General features: G+C 71.9%; 14 protein-coding genes and 2 pseudogenes. 9 read left to right on the top strand and 7 right to left on the bottom strand.

The window, feature by feature from the left end:
- Positions 1–832: pseudogene (locus tag E1286_RS47885) on the top strand (hypothetical protein); the annotation flags it as partial.
- Between the two features lie 47 nt (positions 833–879).
- Here E1286_RS47885 and E1286_RS19490 read toward each other — a convergent pair.
- Entirely contained in the window at positions 880–1374 is a 495-nt protein-coding gene (locus tag E1286_RS19490; protein ID WP_246074989.1) for a flavin reductase family protein, read from the bottom strand.
- Positions 1375–1391: 17 nt separating this feature from the next.
- Positions 1392–1805 (bottom strand): DUF6113 family protein, encoded by a 414-nt coding sequence (locus E1286_RS19495; protein ID WP_132614502.1) that lies wholly within the window; start codon positions 1803–1805, stop codon positions 1392–1394.
- Between the two features lie 176 nt (positions 1806–1981).
- On the opposite strand from E1286_RS19495, the pseudogene E1286_RS19500 reads away from it, so the two are divergent.
- Positions 1982–2590: pseudogene (locus E1286_RS19500) on the top strand (RNA-guided endonuclease TnpB family protein).
- 16 nt (positions 2591–2606) lie between these two features.
- Here E1286_RS19500 and mshB read toward each other — a convergent pair.
- The gene (gene mshB / locus E1286_RS19505) at positions 2607–3545 is read right to left on the bottom strand and encodes an N-acetyl-1-D-myo-inositol-2-amino-2-deoxy-alpha-D-glucopyranoside deacetylase (RefSeq protein WP_132614504.1); all 939 of its coding nucleotides are present in this window, start codon (positions 3543–3545) and stop codon (positions 2607–2609) included.
- Between the two features lie 44 nt (positions 3546–3589).
- Between mshB and E1286_RS19510 the strand changes: the two genes are divergently transcribed.
- Positions 3590–5653 carry a S9 family peptidase gene (locus E1286_RS19510; RefSeq protein ID WP_132614506.1) on the top strand — a complete coding sequence of 688 codons (2064 nt, stop codon included), beginning with the start codon at positions 3590–3592 and terminating at the stop codon, positions 5651–5653.
- A gap of 72 nt (positions 5654–5725) precedes the next feature.
- Positions 5726–6601, top strand: coding sequence for an MBL fold metallo-hydrolase (locus E1286_RS19515; protein WP_132614508.1), 876 nt, complete (start codon positions 5726–5728; stop codon positions 6599–6601).
- A 26-nt stretch (positions 6602–6627) separates the two neighbouring features.
- Here E1286_RS19515 and E1286_RS19520 read toward each other — a convergent pair whose 3' ends face one another.
- The 3 genes from E1286_RS19520 to E1286_RS19530 all read right to left on the bottom strand — a co-directional run bounded on the left by E1286_RS19520 (position 6628) and on the right by E1286_RS19530 (position 11397).
- Positions 6628–8373, bottom strand: a complete 1746-nt coding sequence (locus tag E1286_RS19520; RefSeq protein ID WP_132614510.1) for an ABC transporter ATP-binding protein — start codon at positions 8371–8373, stop codon at positions 6628–6630.
- A gap of 3 nt (positions 8374–8376) precedes the next feature.
- A complete protein-coding gene (locus E1286_RS19525; protein ID WP_132614512.1) occupies positions 8377–10065 on the bottom strand; it encodes an ABC transporter transmembrane domain-containing protein in 1689 nt (562 codons plus the stop codon).
- Between the two features lie 144 nt (positions 10066–10209).
- Complete coding sequence (locus E1286_RS19530) at positions 10210–11397, bottom strand: MFS transporter (RefSeq protein ID WP_132614514.1); 1188 nt, start codon at positions 11395–11397, stop codon at positions 10210–10212.
- 45 nt (positions 11398–11442) lie between these two features.
- Here E1286_RS19530 and E1286_RS19535 point away from each other — a divergent pair, with 45 nt between their 5' ends.
- From E1286_RS19535 to E1286_RS19555, 5 genes are read left to right on the top strand one after another with little or no spacing between them, the layout of a single operon-like run.
- Complete coding sequence (locus tag E1286_RS19535) at positions 11443–14937, top strand: nitrate reductase subunit alpha (RefSeq protein ID WP_132614516.1); 3495 nt, start codon at positions 11443–11445, stop codon at positions 14935–14937.
- Positions 14937–16538 carry a nitrate reductase subunit beta gene (gene narH / locus E1286_RS19540; RefSeq protein WP_132614518.1) on the top strand — a complete coding sequence of 534 codons (1602 nt, stop codon included), beginning with the start codon at positions 14937–14939 and terminating at the stop codon, positions 16536–16538. Before E1286_RS19535 ends, narH begins: the two co-directional genes overlap by 1 nt.
- Positions 16535–17098, top strand: coding sequence for a nitrate reductase molybdenum cofactor assembly chaperone (narJ, locus tag E1286_RS19545; protein WP_187368190.1), 564 nt, complete (start codon positions 16535–16537; stop codon positions 17096–17098). The genes narH and narJ overlap by 4 nt, the downstream gene beginning before the upstream one ends.
- The gene (narI, locus tag E1286_RS19550) at positions 17095–17826 is read left to right on the top strand and encodes a respiratory nitrate reductase subunit gamma (protein WP_132614520.1); all 732 of its coding nucleotides are present in this window, start codon (positions 17095–17097) and stop codon (positions 17824–17826) included. Before narJ ends, narI begins: the two co-directional genes overlap by 4 nt.
- Positions 17823–18455, top strand: a complete 633-nt coding sequence (locus E1286_RS19555; RefSeq protein WP_132614522.1) for a phosphotransferase — start codon at positions 17823–17825, stop codon at positions 18453–18455. The genes narI and E1286_RS19555 overlap by 4 nt, the downstream gene beginning before the upstream one ends.
- Before the next feature lie 15 nt (positions 18456–18470).
- On the opposite strand, the gene E1286_RS19560 is transcribed toward E1286_RS19555, so the two are convergent.
- Positions 18471–19136 (bottom strand): phosphotransferase, encoded by a 666-nt coding sequence (locus E1286_RS19560; protein ID WP_223190129.1) that lies wholly within the window; start codon positions 19134–19136, stop codon positions 18471–18473.
- Positions 19137–19218: the final 82 nt, after the last annotated feature.

Below are 19218 nucleotides of genomic sequence, written 5' to 3' on the forward strand. Positions count from 1 at the left end.
CCCGACGGCCAGCCCCCCGAACGCCGACTACACCGCCGAGACGCGGGTGGTCAAGAGACGCGGCATTTCCTACCTGAACGTCTCGGTCGCCTATGAGGGCGCGGGGTTCTTCACCGTCGACCAGCGGGTGTGCAAGAGAGGATCCTGCACGACCGCGAACACCGAGATCACCGTCATCAACGGCGAGGGCGACGCCACGGCCAGACTGGGCCGGGGCACGTTCAAGAAGCGCGGGCAGCCGGAGGTCGCGATGGCGCCGCTGCCGACCGTGACGGTCAGGGAGACGGTGACGGTCACGGAGCCCGGCCCGACGGTCACGGTCACGGAGCCCGCTCCGACGGTCACCGTCACCGAGCCGGCCCCGACGGTCACGGTCACGTGCCGGCCGGACGTGGAGCCGGCCCCGACGGAGACCCTCCCGCCGACCGTGGAGCCCACCGACACAGCCGCCCCGACGGGCGACCCGACGGGCAACCCGACGGAGACCCCCACCGGCACGGAGACGACGGCTCCGGCCGTCCCGGCTCCCCCGGCCGCTGCCGCGCCTCCAGCAGAGACCCCGACAGAGACCCCCACCGATACCCCGACTGAGACTGACACCCCCACCGTGCCGCCCACGGTGGACCCGACCGCGACCGGCTCTCCGACGGAGAGCGTCGCGCCGACGGCGAGCCCCACGGAGCTCCCGATCTGCCCGACGCCTTCGGAGGAGCCGCCGGCGGAGCCTCCGCTGGAGCCGACCGACGCCCCCACGGAGACCACGTCCCCGGCCGAGCCGACGGACACCGCGACGCCCACGCCGTCCGAGACGGCGACCACCCCCGCCCAGTAGGCGGACGACAGACGGGCCAGGCCGCGCGCCTGGCCCGTCTCACGTGTTCACAGGGTGTTGTAGCGGCCCTCGTGGTAGACGAGCGGCGGGCCGTCGCCCGGCATGCCGAGGGCCGTCACCTGGCCCACGACGATGGAGTGGTCGCCGCCGTCGTACACCGACTTGGTCGTGCACTCCACCGTGGCGAGCGCGCCGTCGAAGAGGGCCACACCCGACTCGCCCCGGTGGTGGGCCCAGCGGGCCAGCTGCCCGTCCAGGGGGCGCCCGCGGTGGGCGAAGAAACGGGAGGCGTCCTCCATCGAGGCCGGCAACACCGACACGCCCCACGCCCCGGCCTCCAGCACCGCGTCGTGGAAGCGGGCCACCTTCTCCGCGCAGAACAGCACCAGCAGGGGGTCGAGGGAGACGGAGGTGAAGGAGTTGACCGTCATCGCGTGGTCGACGTCGCCTGCCCGGGTCGTGACGATCGTGACTCCGGTGGCGAAGCGGCCGACGACCTTCCGGTACGCACGTGGATCAATTGGCCGCTCTATAAAGTGCACCTAGATACTTTATGCCGTTACGTCGGATTCTTCGGTGTGTACCCCCGGAGCAACCATGATCCGGCGCTTGACGGCGACATCAGATACGCCACCACCAGCGCCGCCAGGCCGCCGTACAGGTAGACGTAGCCGGGCGCGCCCTGCGCGATCACCAGGTCGCCCACCCGCAGTTCCAGCGTGAACGGCATGGTCACCAGCAGCCACCCGAGCGCCGTCACCATGGCGCCGAGCTTGGCCCGCATCAGCCTGCCCGCCCCGAAACACACCGCGAACAGCGCCAGCACCCATGCCGCCGCCGCCCCCGGGAAAGGCCCTGTCTGCCACACGGGATGGGTGAACCCGCCCACGACCCCCATGACGACGCCGAGCACGAACAACATGCCGTACGCCGCTCCGCCGAGGGCCGACTCGGCCTGGCTGCGTTGCTCCATCAGAACCTCCCAAGGGGACCGGCGGCTTCAGCCGCCGGGGGAATCGGGAGCGGGAAGACTGTCAAGGCCCGAGCGTGCCCTGACCTGCCCGGTCTGCGGATCACAGATGTCCTTCCGGGTTTTGCCGGTGCCGGCCGATATCGTGGTCGTCCGGTTACCGAACGTGGGAGGTGGGGGTGCGCAGGTCGTTCAGGTTCCTGTTGCGCCCCACCGGCAAGCAGGCCGCCGCGCTCACGCAGTGCCTGGAGGATCACCGGCAGCTGTACAACGCCGCGCTGGGGCACCGCCGCGTCGCCTATCGCAAAGCGGGGGTGACCGAGGCGGTCGCCCGGGTGGCCGCCCTGCACGCCAAGGTGCGGCGGCAGCGCCTGGACGGCGCGCACAAGACAGCGCTGGCGCTGGTGCGCGACCACGACGTGATCGTGCACGAGGACCTGCGCATCGCGAACATGACCCGCTCGGCGTCCGGCACGGTCGAAGCTCCCGGCCGGAACGTCGCTCAGAAGTCCGGGCTCAACCGAAGCATCTTGGACGCGGGTTGGGGGGTGTTCCTGACGATCCTGTCGCACAAGGCTGAGAGCGCCGGTCGAGAGCTGATCGCAGTGAACCCTGCCGACACCTCCCGCACGTGCGCCCGCTGCGGGCACTGCTAGAGGGAGAACCGCGTCACCCAGGCCGAGTTCCGATGTCAGGCGTGCGGTCACACCGCACACGCTGATGTGAACGCGGCGATCAACATCTTGAGGGCAGGGCTTGCCCTTCGCCAGGCTGCGGAAGCGGCTTAGCGAGAAGCCGCTCCCTTCAGTGAGCGGAGGAGTCACGTCGAACGAGGTTAGTCGATGTGCCCGCGAACAGATCGTTCTCGCGGGTGTGAGGTTCGCCGAGCCCCCCGGCCTCGACGGGCGGGCCCGCCACCGGCGGGCCGGGCACCCCGAGGGCAAGCGTGTAGTGCTCGACGCCCAGCACCTCCTGGCCGATGTTGTTGGACAGCGCGAACCAGGTGCCGCGCACGAGGATCTGGGTGGCGTGCGCGCGCATGGCCTCGATCTTGTTGCCGATCCACGGGCGGGCGTCGATCTCGGTGGTGACGGCCTCGTCGAGGCTGCCGAACGGCATGTCGCCGACGTCCTGGACGATGAAGCCGAGGTTGGCCTCGCGCAGCCCCTCCACGCCGCGCCGCATCACGGAGCGGGGCATGGCGGTGTGGTAGAACTTCGCGATCTGCCAGGGCTCGCCCGCGCCGAACCCGGGCTTGGCCGCCAGCTCGTACGCCCTGCGCGCCACCCGGTGGGCCTGGATGTGGTCGGGATGGCCGTAGAAGCCGTTGTCGTCGTACGTGACGAGCACCTGCGGGCGCACCTCGCGGATGACCTTGACCAGCTCGCCCGCCGCCTCGTCGAGGTCTGCCCGCCAGAACGCCTTCGGGTGGTCGTTGGAGGCCGCGCCCATCATGCCCGAGTCGCGCCAGCGCCCTGGCCCGCCCAGGAAGCGGTGGTCCTCGACGCCGAGCGCCTGGCAGGCCGCGGCCAGCTCGCCGATCCGGTACGGCCCCAGCGAGTCGTCCCGGTCGGCGGCCAGGTGGGCGAGGTCGCTCGGGATGATCTCACCCTCCTCGCCCAGCGTGCAGGTCACCAGCGTGACGTGGCAGCCCTCGGCGACGTATTTGGCGATGGTCGCGCCGGTGCCGATCGTCTCGTCGTCCGGGTGGGCGTGCACGAACAGGAGGCGGCGATCAGTCATAGCCCCGAGCGTAACAATGGCGGCGTCCTGGCAGGATTGTGCCCATGAGTGAGAGCTTCCCGCGCCTGTCTGCCCGGACCCGCAGGTTCACCCTCGGCGTTCCCCGGGGCTTCACCATCTCCCCCGACGGCAGCCGGGTGGTCTTCCTGCGGACGAAGTCGGGCACCGATCCGGTGACCTGCCTGTGGGAGCTCGACACCGACACCCACGTCGAACGCCTGGTGGTCGACCCCCGCACCCTCCACCCCGACGAGGAGAACCTGCCGCCCGAGGAGCGGGCGCGGCGCGAGCGCAGCCGCGAGGCGGCCGGCGGCGTGGTCGCCTACGCCACCGACACCGCGGTGACCAGGGCGTGCTTCGCGCTGTCCGGCACGCTCTACGTGGCCGACCTGGCGAGCGGCCGGGCGCACCGGCTGGAGACCCCCGGCCCGGTCATCGACCCGCGCCTGTCCCCCGACGGCCGCCTGGTCGCGTACGTCACCGGCGGCGCGCTGCGCGTGCAGGACCTCGGCTCGCGCGAGGACCGCGCGCTGGCCGAGCCGGAGTCGGAGACGGTGACGTACGGGCTGGCCGAGTTCATCGCCGCCGAGGAGATGGACCGGATGCGCGGCTACTGGTGGTCGCCGTCGGGCGACGCGCTGCTGGTCGAGCGGGCCGACGAGGCGCCCGTGCGCGTCTGGCACATCGCCGACCCGGCCAACCCCGACCGCACGCCCGCCGCCCAGCGCTACCCGGCCGCGGGCACCCCCAACGCCGTCACCGAGCTGTTCGTGCTGGGGCTGGACGGGTCCCGGGTGGCGGTGCCGTTCGACGAGGAGTACCTCGTGACGGCGGCGTGGGACTCCCACGCGCTGTCGGTCGTGACCATGACCCGCGACCAGCGGACGATGCGGCTGTCCTCGGTCGACCCGGCGACTGGCGCGTCCACCCTGGTGCGCGAGGACACCGACCCGGCGTGGGTCGACATCGTCACCGGCGTCCCCGCCCACCTCGACGACGGCTCGCTGGTGTGGGTGGCCAACGGTGAGGGCGGCCACCGGCTGTTCGTCGGCGACCGCGCGGTCACGCCGCCGACGCTGCAGGTGCGGGCGGTGCTCGACGTCGACCACGACAGCGTGCTGTTCAGCGCGAGCGGCGACCCGACGGAGATCCAGCTGTGGACGTGGGACGGCCACTCGCTGCTGCCGGTCTCGACCCAGTCCGGGGTGTTCTCGGGGCGGATGGCGGGCGGGGTCGGCGTGCTGACCGAGCAGAGCCTCGACGCCGAGGGCGTCTCCACCACGGTCGTGCGCCGCGACGGCATGGCGGTGCCGATCCCGTCGTTCGCCGAGCGGCCCGGCCTCGACCTGCGGGTCTCGATCGGCCGTGCCGGCCGGCGCGAGCTCGCCACCGCCGTGGTGCTGCCGTCCTGGCACGAGCAGGGCTCCGGCAAGCTCCCCGTCCTCATGGACCCGTACGGCGGCCCGCACGCGCAGCGGGTGCTCAACCGGCGCGGCGCGTTCCTGGAGAGCCAGTGGTTCGCCGAGCAGGGCTTCGCCGTCATCGTCGCCGACGGCCGCGGCACGCCCGGCCGGGGCACGGCGTGGGAGCGGGCGGTGCTCAACGACCTCGCGACCCCCGCGCTGGAGGACCAGATCGACGCCCTGCAGGGCGTGGCCGAGCAGTACCCCGACGACCTCGACCTGACCCGGGTGGCCATCCGCGGCTGGTCGTTCGGCGGCTTCCTGGCCGCGCTCGCGGTGCTGCGGCGGCCCGACGTCTTCCACGCGGCGGTGGCGGGGGCGCCGGTGACCGACTGGCGGCTGTACGACACGTGCTACACCGAGCGTTACCTCGGTCACCCCGACGAGCAGCCCGACGTCTACGAGAAGTCGTCGCTGTCCGCCGACGCGGCCAAGCTGGAGCGCCCGCTGCTGCTGGTGCACGGTCTGGCCGACGACAACGTGGTGGCCGCCCACACGCTGCGGCTGTCGTCGGCGCTGCTCGCGGCCGGACGCCAGCACAGCGTGCTGCCGTTGTCGGGGGTGACGCACATGACGCCGCAGGAGGTCGTGGCGGAGAACCTGCTCCTGTTGCAGGTCGACTTCCTGAAGAAGGCGCTCGGCTGATTCGTCCGGCCTCCCGTTCGGTCTTTACCGGAAGCGGCGTTATGCCCGGAAATTTCCGAGTATGTCCTCGTTATGAGCGCTGTTGACGACCGCCTCCACAGGACGTCCCCCGTCCGTTCGCTCCGGCTGGGGGACGTCACGGTCACGTACGTGCCCGACGGCGAGGTGCGGCTCAAACCGTACGGCTGGCTGCCCCAGTCGACCGAGCTCGACTGGCGGGACGACGCCGCCTACCTCGCCGAGGACGGCAACCTGGTCGCCTCGGTCGGCGGGCTGCTCGTCGAGCACCACGGCAGGGCCCTGCTGATCGACGCCGGGCTGGGCCCGGTGTCCCGCCCCGACGACCCGGGCAACCCCATGATCGGCCTCGTCCGCGGCGGCGACCTGCTGGACAACCTCGCCGAGCTGGGGCGTCGTCCGGCGGACGTCGAGGCGGTGGCCATCACTCACCTGCACTTCGACCACGTCGGCTGGGTCGTGCACCCGGGGCCGGGCGGCGGGGCGGCCTTCCCCGAGGCCGCGTACCTGGTGTCCGCGCCCGAGTGGGAGCACCGCCACCTGAGCGCCATCGAAGGCGCGCGTGTGGGGGAGTTCGACGCGATGGCGTCGCGGGTGCGCACGTTCGGCGACGGCGAGGAGGTCTTCCCGGGGGTGCGGACGATGTTCACGCCGGGGCACACCATCGGGAACACGAGCTACGTGATCGCCTCCGGCGGGCTGCGCCTGGTCGTCTTCGGCGACGTCATGCACAGCCCGGTGCAGATCCGCCACCCCGACTGGCCGGTCGGCGCCGATCTCGACCCCGTCCAGGCGGCCACCAGCCGGCGCCGGGTGCTGGCGGAGCTGCTGCGGCCGGACACGCTCGGCTACGGCGGTCACTTCGCCGACGTGGTCTTCGGTCGCCTCACCGAAACCCTCGCCGGTCTCTCCTGGCAGCCCGCCCTCTGATCCCTCCCCTCATGACGCGCCCCGGGTCAGGAGGGGCCGCCGTGCCAGCTGCGCCACAGCGCCGCGTACGAGCCGCCCGCGGCCACCAGCTCGTCGTGGGAGCCCAGCTCGCTGATCCGGCCGTCCTCCACCACGGCCACCCGGTCGGCGTCGTGGGCGGTGTGCAGCCGGTGCGCGATCGCGATCACCGTACGGCCCTCCAGCACGGCGGCGAGCGACCGTTCGAGGTGGCGGGCGGCGCGCGGGTCGATGAGGGAGGTGGCCTCGTCGAGCACCAGCGTGTGGGGGTCGGCCAGCACGAGCCGGGCCAGCGCCAGCTGCTGCGCCTGCGCGGGCGAGACCGCGAGACCGCCGGAGCCCACCTCGGTGTCGAGGCCGTCGGGCAGCCCCAGCACCCAGCCGAGCGCGTCCACCGCCTCCAGTGCCGTGCGCACGGCCGCGTCGGAGGCGTCGGGGCGGGCGATGAGCAGGTTGTCGCGCACGGTGCCCTTGAACAGGTGGTGCTCCTGGGTGACGAGCGCGACGTGGCCGCGCAGGTCGTCGAGCGGCAGCTCCACCAACGGCACCCCGCCCACGGTCACCGCCCCAGTGCGCGGCCCGTGGATGCCCGCCAGCAGCCGCCCCAGGGTGGACTTGCCCGCCCCGGACGGCCCGACCATGGCCAGCCGCTCGCCGGGCCGGACCGTCAGGGACACGCCGTGCAGCACGTCGCGGCCCTCGCGGTAGGCGTAGCGGACGTCGGACGCCTCCAGCAGCTCTCCGGACGGCCGCGCCGAGGTGACCGCCCGGTCGTCCGGCACGTTGGCCACGCCCAGCAGCCGGGCCATCGACGCCCCGCCGACCTGCAGCTCGTCGATCCACATGAGGAAACGGTCGAGCGGGTCGATGAGCTGCTGGGCGTACAGCGTGGCGGTGGTCACCTGGGCGAGCGTCACCCAGCCGGAGGTGTAGAACAGGCCGCCGGCCAGCAGCGCCGCCACGACCGGGATCACGTAACCCAGCTCCACGGCGGGATACCAGGTGGTGCGCAGGCCCAGGGTGTAGCGCTCGGCCGCGTACGAGCCGGCGATGTCGCGGTCGGCGCGCTCCCGCCGCCGCTCCTGCAGGCCGAGCGCCTCGACGGCGCGGGCGCCCTCGACGGTCTCGGCCAGGCCCTCGGTGAGGTCGGCGTAGGCGGCGTTCTCGCGCAGGTAGCCGTCGCGGGCCCGGCGGAGGTACCACCGGGTGGAGATCGCGATGATCGGCCCCGCGATCAGCATGGGCAGCATGAGCAGCGGGCTGACCAGCAGCAGCGCGCCGATGGTGATCACGAACGTGACGAGCGCGATGAGCGTCTCGGGCACGGCGTGCCGCACGGTGCGGGACAGGGCGTCGACGTCGCGCGAGGTGCGGGTGATCAGGTCGCCCGAGCCGGCCCGCTCGACGGTGGACAGCGGCAGGCCGAGCACCCGGTCGACGAACTCCTCGCGCAGCTCGGCCAGCACCAGCTCACCGAGGCGGGCCGAGGCCATCACCGCGAACCGCACCAGGATGCCCTGCAGCAGCAGGAACGCCCCGATGCTGACCGCCACCCAGACCACGTGCACCTCGGCGCCGTGCTGGACGTCCTGCACCAGCTGGCCGAGCCGCCATGGCACGACCAGCCCGGCGACGGCGGCCAGGCCGTGCAGCGCCAGGGCCAGCGCGAGCCGGCGCGGGTATTTGAGCGTCAGCCGCCGGGCGTAGGCGCGTACCTGTTGACGATCGGCGACCGGCAGGATCTCGCGGGCCATGGGTCAGTCCTCCCCGCGCGTGACGGTCGCGGCGTATTCGGGTGAGCCGTCCAGCAGCTCCCGGTGGGTGCCCTCGGCCCGCACCCGGCCGCCCTGGACGTGGATCACGTGGTCGGCGCGGTCGAGCACGAGCGGGCTGGTCGTGCAGATCAGGGTCGTACGGCCGGCCCGCGCCTTGGCCAGGCGTTCGGCGATGCGGGCCTCGCTGTGGGCGTCGACGGCGCTGGTCGGCTCCACCAGGACGAGCACCTCGGGGTCGGCCAGCAGCGCCCTGGCCAGGCGGAGCCGCTGCTGCTGCCCGCCGGAGAACTCCCGGCCCGCCTCCGACACCACGGAGTCGAGCCCGTCGGGCAGGGCCTCCACGATGTCGGTGGCGCAGGCCGCGTCGAGGGCCTCGCTGATCTGGTCGTCGGTGGCCCCGCCGCGGACGTCGAGCTCGTCGCGGAGCCGGCCGTTGAACAGCCGGGCGCCGTTGTCGACGACCAGGATCCTGGAACGGACCTCGGCGAGCGGCAGCGTGCGCAGCTCGGCCGGGCCGAACGTGACGTCGCCGTCGGTGTAGCGGCCGAGCCGGTCGGCGACGGCGACGGCGTCGCCGGGCGTGCTCGCCGCGAGGGCGGTGAGCACGCCCGGCTGGACGGTGACACCGCTGAAGCTGTCACGCAGCACGCCCCCGTCGCTCTCGCCCGTGCCGCCGGTCATCTCGGGGTCGATGGACAGGATCCGGATGACGCGCCCGGCGGCGACGTGACCCTTCGTGATCCGGTCGGCGGCCTCGGTGAGCGTGCGCATCGGTCCGATGAGGAAGACGGCGTACAGGTAGAAAGCGACGAGTTGGCCGGTGGGGATCTCCCCGGCGACCGCGAACGACGCGCCGACGCCGGTGACGAGCGCGATGAGCAGGCCCGGCAGCACGACCTGGGCGCCTTCCAGCACCGATTCGACCGTGGCGACGCCTACCCCCGCCCGCCGTACGCGCTGGGACTCTTCGCGGTAGCGCTCGGAGAACACCTGCTCGCCGCCGATGCCGCGCAGCACCCGCAGCCCGGCCACGATGTCGGCGGCCCGGGTGGACAGCTCGCCGGTCAGCTCGCGATGGCGGTGCTGGCGCCGGTGCAGGGGACGCAGCAGCGGCCCGACGGCGGCGGCCATGAGCGGCACGCCGAACAGCACGAGCAGGCCGAGCGGGAGCGAGGTCGAGATGAGGATCACGGTGACGGTCACGATGGCGACGACCGCGCCGGCGCCGCGCAGCAGGATGTCCATCGAGCCGCCGATGTGGGCGATGTCGGAGTTTCCGACGCTGACCACCTCGCCGGTGGACAGGCGCTTGGGCAGCGTGGCGCCGAGCCTGGCCGCGTGGCGGGTGGTCAGCTGGACGGTGCGGTACGCGGCGGCCAGCCAGCAGTAGACGGCCATCCGGTGCCGCATGATCCCGGTGAACGCCTGCACCAGGCCGAGCCCGAGCAGGATCGCCGACCACCGCAGCAGCGCGCTGGTGTCTTTCGCGGTGACGGCCTCGATGCCCTTCCCGAGCACCGCCGGCATCAACGCCTGGACCAGCCACCACAGGGTGGCGAAGCCGATGCCGGTGAGCAGCGGGGCCGCCTGCCGACGCGCGTTCCACCACAGGAAGCGGATCGGGCTGCGTAGGTCGGGCAGGCCGGGATCGGCCTCAGGAAGGGAGCGCATAGCGCGTCCACCTTGACAACCCACCCCCACCCCCGGCAAACCATTTTCCCTCGAAGACCGACGTCCCTGGGGGAGGCAGCTCACTGGAGAGCAGGCTCGGGAACCGTGGGCGGCGGGTCAGGAGACTCTCTCCAGCGGCTTTCCTCATGGGACGTCAGCCCGGGGGCGGAGCGTTGGGGAGACGCGGGAGGTGTAGGCGAGCGCGGCGACGGCGGTGGCGGCCAACAGGACGTAGCCGAGGGTGTAGGTGGCGGTGGCGGTGAAGACGGCCCCCATGACCAGGGGCGGGAAGTAGCCGCCGAGGCCGCCGGCCGCGCCGACCAGGCCGGTCACCGTGCCGACGCGGGAAGGGTCCACCAGGCGGGCCACCAGGGCGAAGACGCCGCCCGCGCCCAGCCCCAGGAAGAACGCCGTGAGCACGAAGCTGACCCCGGCGGGCAGCTCGGCGGGCGGCTGGAACGCCAGCACGACCGCCATCACCGCCGTGCCCCCGAACGCGATCCGTAGCACCCTGACCGGCCCGAACCGGTCGGACAACGCCCCGCCGACCGGCCTGGAGACCACGGCCGCGATCGAGAACCCGGCGGTACGCAGCCCGGCGTCGGTCTGGACGAAGTGGTAGACGTTCTGCAGCAACGTCGGCAGGTACGTCGAGAACGCCACGAACCCCCCGAACGCCACCGCGTACAGAAAGGCGCACTGCCAGGTCGCCTTGATCGTCAGGGCCTCGCGCATCCGGGGCGGCGCCGGCGCGGTCGCGGGCGCCCAGCCCGGCGCGTCCCGGCCCGCCACCAGCATGATCACCCCCATGACGGCGAGCACCACGGCCATGAGCACGTGCGCGAACGGCCGCCCGACCGCCTCGACCAGGCGTGGGGTGAAGAACGCCGACAGCGCCGTGCCGCCCATGCCCGCCCCGAAGACCCCGGTCGCGTACCCGCGCCGCGCCGGCTCGTGCCAGGCGTTCACGAACGGGATGCCGACCGCGAACGACGTGCCGGGAATCCCCAGCACGAACCCCCAGAACAGCAGCCACCCGTACGAGTCGGACCAGCCGACGAACAGGACGGGCACGATCGACACGAAGCAGATGACCGCGAGCATGCGCCGCCCGCCGAGCCTGTCGGTCAGCACCCCCACCGGGATCCGCCCCAGCGAGCCGACCAGCACGGGGATCGCCACCAGCAGCGAGGTCTGGGTCGGCGACAGGCCGAGCTGCCTGCTGTAGCTGCCGGACAGCGGCCCGATGAGGTTCCAGGCCCAGAAGGTCACGGCGAACGCCGCCGTGGCGAGGGCCAGGTTCCCCGCCTGTCCTTTGCGAGGCTTAGACATACACCCTGTGTAACAGGTGGTCACCTTCTGTGATGAAGTGGGGGCATGAATGCCGAGGACCTCCTGCTGAAGACCGGCCGCTTCCTGCGCAGGTCCGCGACCGGCGGTGACCTGCACACGCTCCACCTGAAGGGCGGCACGGAGGGCGACGCCTTCTACCGCGACCGCTGGAGCCACGACAAGGTGGTCCGCTCGACGCACGGCGTGAACTGCACGGGATCGTGCTCGTGGAACGTGTACGTCAAGGACGGCATCATCACCTGGGAGACCCAGGAGACCGACTACCCGAGCGTCGGCCCCGACCGCCCCGAGTACGAACCGCGCGGCTGCCCCCGGGGCGCCGCCTTCTCCTGGTACACCTACTCGCCGACCCGGATCCGCTACCCGTACGCGCGCGGCGTCCTGGTGGAGATGTACGCCGAGGCGAGGCGCCGCCTGGGTGACCCGGTCGCCGCCTGGGCCGAAATCACGACAAATCCTGAAAAGCGAGAAAAGTACCAGTCCGCCCGCGGTAAAGGCGGCCTGGTCCGCATCACGTGGGCCCTGGCCACCGAGATGATCGCCGCCGCCCACGTCCACACCATCCAGGCGTACGGCCCCGACCGGATCGCCGGGTTCTCCCCCATCCCGGCCATGTCGATGGTCTCGCAGGCGATCGGCGCCCGCTTCGTGTCGCTCATCGGCGGCGCCATGCTCTCCTTCTACGACTGGTACGCCGACCTGCCGGTGGCTTCGCCCCAGGTGTTCGGCGACCAGACCGACGTGCCGGAGTCGGCCGACTGGTGGGACGCGGCGTACCTGTTCATGTGGGGCTCCAACGTGCCGGTGACGCGCACACCCGACGCCCACTGGATGGCCGAGGCCCGCTACCGGGGCCAGAAGGTCGTGGTGGTCGCGCCCGATTTCAGCGACGCGGCCAAGTTCGCCGACGAGTTCCTCAGCGTGCGGCCGGGCACCGACGGCGCCCTGGCGATGGCGATGGGCCACGTGCTGCTCAAGGAGTTCTTCGTCGACCGCGAGACGCCGTACTTCGCCGGCTACGTCCGGCGTTTCACCGACCTGCCGTTCCTCGTCACGCTCGACGAGCACGACGACGCGTACGTGCCGGGCCGGTTCCTCACCGCCAAGGACCTTGGATCCCGGGAGGATGCGGCGGAGTGGAAGACCGTGCTGATGGCCGAGTCGGGCGAGCCGGTGGTGCCGAACGGCTCGGCCGGCTTCCGCTGGACGGAGTCGGGAGCCGGCCACTGGAACCTGAACCTCGACGTCACCCCGAAGCTCACCCTCCTCGGGGACGAGACCGCCGAGGTCCTGCTCCCCCGCTTCGACGGCGGCCACTCCGTACGCAGGGGCGTGCCCGTCAGAAGGGTCGGCGGCCGGCTCGTCACCACGGCCTTCGACCTCCTCCTCGCTCAGTACGGCGTGCGGAGGCCCGGGCTGCCCGGTGTCTGGCCGGGCGGTTACGGCGACGCCGGTGAGCCGTACACGCCTGCCTGGCAGGAGCCGATCACCGGGGTGCCGGCCGCGCGGGCCGTCAAGATCGTCCGGGAGTTCGCCAGGACGGCCGAGGAGACCGAGGGCCGCTGCATGATCATCCTGGGGGCGGGCGCGGCGCAGTGGTTCCACGGCGACACGATGTACCGCGCGTTCCTGACCCTGCTGCTGCTCACCGGCTGCCAGGGCCGCAACGGCGGCGGCTGGGCACACTACGTGGGCCAGGAGAAATGCCGCACGCTGGCCGGCTGGCAGCTGCTCGCGGGCGCGCTCGACTGGTCGCGGCCGCCGCGGCAGGTGCCCGGCACGCCGTTCTGGTACCTGCACACCGGCCAGTGGCGCTACGACCACTACGACGCCGGCGAGCTGGCCAGCCCCCTGGCCAAGGGCGTCTTCAGCGGCCGGCGCACCGCCGACCTGGTGGCGCAGTCCGTACGCGAGGGCTGGATGCCGATGGCTCCCGCCTTCGACCGCAACCCGCTCGACCTGGGCGAGGCCGACGACCCGATCGCGTACACCTACGACGAGTTGGCGGCGGGACGGCTCAGGTTCGCGGCCGACGACCCGGACGACCCGCGCAACTGGCCGCGCGTGCTCACCCTGTGGCGCTCCAACCTGCTCGGCTCCTCCGCCAAGGGCAACGAGTACTTCCTGCGGCACCTGCTCGGCGCCACCTCCAACCTGGAGCACCCCGACCCGCGGGCCGCCTCCGGCAAGCTCGACCTGCTGCTCACCCTCGACTTCCGGATGACCTCCTCCACGGTCTTCTCCGACATCGTGCTGCCGGCCGCCACCTGGTACGAGAAGCACGACCTGTCCTCCACCGACATGCACCCGTTCGTGCACGCCTTCAACCCGGCGATCAACCCGCCGTGGGAGACGAAGACCGACTTCGCCGCCTTCCACGCCATCGCCCGCGCCTTCAGCGCCCTCGCCCGCGGCCGCCTGGGCGTGCGCAAGGACGTGGTCGCGCTCGCGTACCAGCACGACACCCCCGGCGAGATCGCCGGACGGCCGGGGCGTCCGGAGCTGAAGGTGGTCGAGCGCGACTACGGCGCGGTCGCGGAGAAACTGGCCGCTCTCGGTCCGCTCACGGAGGAGCTCGGCATTCCGGTCAAAGGCGTGACGTTCCTGCCCGACGAGGAGGTGGAGTGGCTCGCCCAGCGCTGCGGGCTGGTGCCGCGCGGCGTGGCCAAGGGCCGGCCCGAGCTCGACACCGAGGCCAAGGCGTGCGAGACGATCCTCGCGCTGTCGGGGGTGAGCAACGGCAGGCTGGCCGCGCAGGGCTTCCGGCAGCTCGCCGAGCGCACGGGCGTGAGCTTCGACGGTCTGACGAGCGAGCACCACCGCATCGTCTTCTCCGACACCCAGGCCAGGCCGATGCACGTCGCGGCCAGCCCCGAGTGGTCGGGCAAGGAGTCGCAGGACCGCCGCTACGCGCCGTTCACGATCAACGTCGAGCACGGCAAGCCGTGGCACACGCTCACCGGCCGCATGCATTTCTTCCTCGACCACGAGTGGATGCACGAGTACGGCGAGGCGCTGCCGGTCTACCGCCCCCCGCTCGACCTGGCCGCGCTCCACGGCGAGAAGGGCACGCTGCGTTTCCTGACCCCGCACAGCAAGTGGTCGATCCACTCGGAGTACCAGGACAACCTGCTGCTGCTGACGCTGTCGCGGGGCGGCCCCACAATCTGGATGTCCACCGAGGACGCCGCCGCGCTGGGCATCGCCGACAACGACTGGGTGGAGGCGGTCAACCGCAACGGCGTGGTGGTGGCCAGGGCGATCGTCTCGCACCGCATGCCGGCGGGGACGGTGTACATGTACCACGCCCAGGACCGCCTGATCGACGTGCCGAAGTCGGAGGCGACCGGCCGCAGGGGCGGCATCCACAACGCCCTGACGCGCGTGCTCGTCAAGCCCACCCACCTGATCGGCGGCCACGCCCAGCTCTCGTACGGCTTCAACTACCTGGGCCCCACGGGCAACCAGCGCGACGAGATCACGACCATCCGCCGCAGGTCGCAGGAGGTGACGTACTGATGAAGGTCATGGCCCAGATCGCCATGGTGATGAACCTGGACAAGTGCATCGGCTGCCACACGTGCTCGGTCACCTGCAAGCAGACCTGGACCAACCGGCCCGGCGTCGAGTACGTCTGGTTCAACAACGTCGAGACCCGCCCCGGCCAGGGCTACCCCCGCCGCTACGAGGACCAGGAGCGCTGGAAGGGCGGCTGGGAGCTCACCGCGAGAGGCAGGCTCAGGCCGAAGGCCGGCGGCCGGATGCGCAAGCTGCTGAGCATCTTCGCCAACCCGCGCATGCCCTCGATCCAGGACTACTACGAGCCCTGGACGTACGACTACGAGAACCTCATCACCGCGCCGCTCTCGGACGACGTGCCCGTCGCGCCGCCTCGGTCGCTGATCAGCAACGAGCCTGCCACCATCCGCTGGAGCGCCAACTGGGACGACAACCTCGGCGGCGACCCGTCCCCCGACCCGGTGCTGGAGAAGGTGTCGGGCGAGGTCAGGACGGCGTTCGAAGAGGCGTACATGTTCTACCTGCCGCGCATCTGCGAGCACTGCATCAACCCGTCGTGCGTGGCCTCCTGCCCGTCGGGCGCCCTGTACAAGCGGGCCGAGGACGGCATCGTCCTGGTGGACCAGGACCGCTGCCGGGGCTGGCGCATGTGCGTAACGGGGTGTCCGTACAAGAAGGTGTATTTCAACCACAAGACCGGCAAGGCCGAGAAGTGCACGTTCTGCTATCCGCGGGTCGAGGTGGGGCTGCCGACGGTGTGCTCCGAGACCTGCGTGGGGCGCCTGCGCTACCTCGGGGTCCTGCTCTACGACGCCGACCGGGTCGCCGAGGCCGCCTCGGTACCCGACGAGCGCGACCTGTACGAGGCGCAGCTCGGCCTCTTCGTCGACCCGGAGAGCCCGGAGGCCGCCGCCGCGGGGCTGCCGGCCGAGTGGCTGGAGGCGGCCCGCCGCTCCCCCGTCTACCACCTGATCACGAAATATCGGGTGGCGCTTCCGCTGCATCCCGAATACCGCACCCTCCCCATGGTCTGGTACGTCCCGCCGCTCTCCCCCGTCGTGGACGCGCTGTCCACCACCGGCCACGACGGCGAGAACGCGGGCAACCTGTTCGCCGCCATCGAGACGCTGCGCATCCCGATCGACTACCTGGCCGAGCTGTTCACCGCGGGCGACCCGGCCCCGGTGACGGCCGCGCTGCGCCGCCTGGCCGCGATGCGGTCGTACATGCGGGCGGTCAACCTCGGCCAGGAGCCGGTGCTGCCCGACGCGGGCCTGTCCGAGGAGGAGCTGAAGGCCATGTACCGGCTGCTCGCCCTGGCCAAGTACGACGAGCGCTACGTCATCCCGACGGCGTACGGCAACGTGCCGGGCGTCGTGGAGGAGGCCGGCTGCCCGCTCGACTACGACGCCGGGCGCGGCTCCCAGGCGCCGTTCGGCGAGACCTCCGGGCGTCCGGTGCCGGTCTCGATCGAGAACTTCCATGGCCTGAAGGAACGCCAGACCAGCGACGAGGTCACCCACGATCGGGTGAACCTCCTCAACTGGGACGGCCGCGGCACGCCGGCCGGCCTGTTTCCGCCGAGAAAGGGCAAATCATGACCGATATCACCAAGGCGGTCGTCTGGCAGGCGGCCGCGCATCTGCTCGCCTACCCGGACGAACGATTCTGGCGGCGCCTGCCGCTGATCAGGGAGGCCGCCGAGCCGCACTTCGGGACGTTCCTCGCGACCGTCTCCGACATGACACCCGGCGAGCTGGCCGCCCACTACGTCGACACGTTCGACCTGCAGCGGCGCTGCTGCCTCTACCTGACGTACTACGTCGACGGCGACACCCGCCGCAGGGGCGAGTCGCTGGCCGCGCTCAAGCAGCACTACCGCGCCGCCGGGTGGGACCTGCTGGACGACGAGCTGCCCGACTTCCTGCCCGTGATGCTGGAGTTCGCCGCGCTCGACCCGTCGGGGGCCGAGCTGCTGGAGGAGCACCGGGTGGGGCTGGAGCTGCTGCTCGCGGCGCTGGAGGAGCGCGAATCGCCGTACCGGCACGTGATCGGCGCGGTGTGCGCAGCCCTTCCGCCGATCACCGCGGCGGGCCGGGCGCGAGCCGCGCGCCTGGCCGCGGGCGGCCCACCTGCCGAGACCGTGGGGGGCTACCGTTGACCTGGGGTGAGAGCCTGCTCTGGACGGTAACGCCGTACGTCACCCTGGTCATCTTCGTCGGTGCGCTGGTCTGGCGGTACAAGTACGACAAGTTCGGCTGGACCACCCGCTCCTCCCAGCTCTACGAGAGCACGCTGCTGCGTGTGGCGAGCCCGCTGTTCCACTACGCCCTGCTGTTCGTCATCGTCGGCCACGTGACCGGCCTGCTCATCCCGATCGGCTGGACGAACGCGATCGGCGTGTCCAACCACGCCTACCACGTCAACGCGCTGCTCTGGGGCGGCCTGGCCGGTCTCGCCACGCTGGTGGCGCTGGCCCTGCTGATCTGGCGCCGCCGCACCAACGGCCCCGTCTTCATGGCGACCACGGTCAACGACAAGGTGATGTACGCGGTGCTGGCGGCCGCGATCGTGTCGGGCGTGGTGACGACGGCGGCGGGGTACGCGCCCACCGAGGTGAGCTACCGGACCACCGTCGCGCCGTGGTTCCGCGGCGTCTTCGTCCTCCAGCCGGACGTCATGGCGATGGGTCAGGCGAGCGGTCTTTACAAGGTGCACACCCTGATCGGGATGGTGCTGTTCGTACTCTTCCCGTTCAGCCGCCTGGTGCACGCCCTTTCCGCTCCGTTGGGGTATCTGTTCCGTCCTTACATCGTGTATCGGAGCCGCTCGGACAGCGCGCCGCGGCGCCCGGCACGCGTCCGGGTGCGCCAGAATCGTCCCTTGTGAAGCACGGGTACACCAACAGCACGGTCGGCGACGGCGCCCTGGTCGTGAAGTGCTACCAGGGGCCCGAGGCGGCGTTCCGGCTCACCACGGAAAGCAGATATCTGCGCCGCCTGCGTGGCCGGATCCCCGTCCCACGCGTTCACCAGGTCACCCCGACGAGCCTGACCGTCCGCTTCGTCGACGGCCGCCATGGTCAGGAACTCCTCGACGAGGGGCGCGCGATCGAGGTGCTCACCGAGTGCGGGCGCATGCTCGGACGCATCCACCGGCTCGGCATCGTCCACGGCGACTACGGGCCGCAGAACATGTTGTTCGACCCCTCGACGTTCGAGACGACCGCGGTCCTCGACTGGGAGTGGGCCCACCCCGGGCGGCCGGTGGAGGACCTCGCCTGGTGCGAGTGGATCGTCCGCAGCCACCATCCGGAGCACGTGCAGCTGTTGCCGCACTTCTTCGCCGCCTACGACGGCCCCGTACCGCCGTGGGAGGAACGCCGGGCGGCCATGGTGGCGCGCTGCCGCGATCTGCTCGACTTCTGCACCCGATGGGAGCCAGGCGGCCCCGGCGAAAAGCTCTGGCACGACCGCCTCGAAATCACCGCTGCCTGGACCGAACACGTGACCACGTAGCCGACCCGCCCCGCTTCATGAGCGGCGCAGGGCACGTACCAGGGCCACCGCATCGTCCAGCAGGGCAGTTTCGCGGGGGGTGAGGGCCCGGTCGGCGGCGCGGAGGGCGGCGGCCCGATCAAGGGCCTCGCCGTGGGCCAGCGCGTCGCCGAGCTCGGCGACCAGCGCGACGAGCACCTGCCGGGCGGGACCGGCCAACCCGCTCTCCCCGTCCACCGCCGCCTGCGCGAGAATCACCGCCGACAGGCCGCAGTCCAGCGCGGGTGACCCCTCCTGCGTGTTGCACCAGTCGATCACGACCGGCCCGCTCGGCGTGAGCAGCACGTTGTCGGGGTGCAGATCGAGATGGAGGATCCGGTCGGCGGGCTCGGCGGAGAACCTGGCCGGGATGTCGTGCAGCCGCCGCAGCAGCCGGGCGAGCGTCCGGCCGGCCTCCTCGGCGGTCATCTCGCCGTCGACCAGCGCCCGCAGCATGGTCGGCCCCGCCAGCCGCTCCATCACGAGGTCCGTGGCCGTCCCCTCCTCCGGGTACACCCGGGGCACGGGATAGCCGTGCGCGCCCACGTACACCATGACGGCCGACTCCCGGCGCGCGTCCGCGTCGATCCGGTAGCGGCGCAGCACCCGTTCGCCGTCGAGCGCGTACACATCGGCGCTGCGCCCCGCTCCCAGGAACTCCACTCCGCCAACGTACAAGCCCGCGGGCGGCGGCGTATCCCTCCGCGGGGCGGTCCCGCGGCCTCGTCCGGCCGCGTACGAGCTC

Source organism: Nonomuraea terrae, assembly GCF_004348995.1.
Classification (GTDB): Bacteria; Actinomycetota; Actinomycetes; order Streptosporangiales; family Streptosporangiaceae; genus Nonomuraea; species Nonomuraea terrae.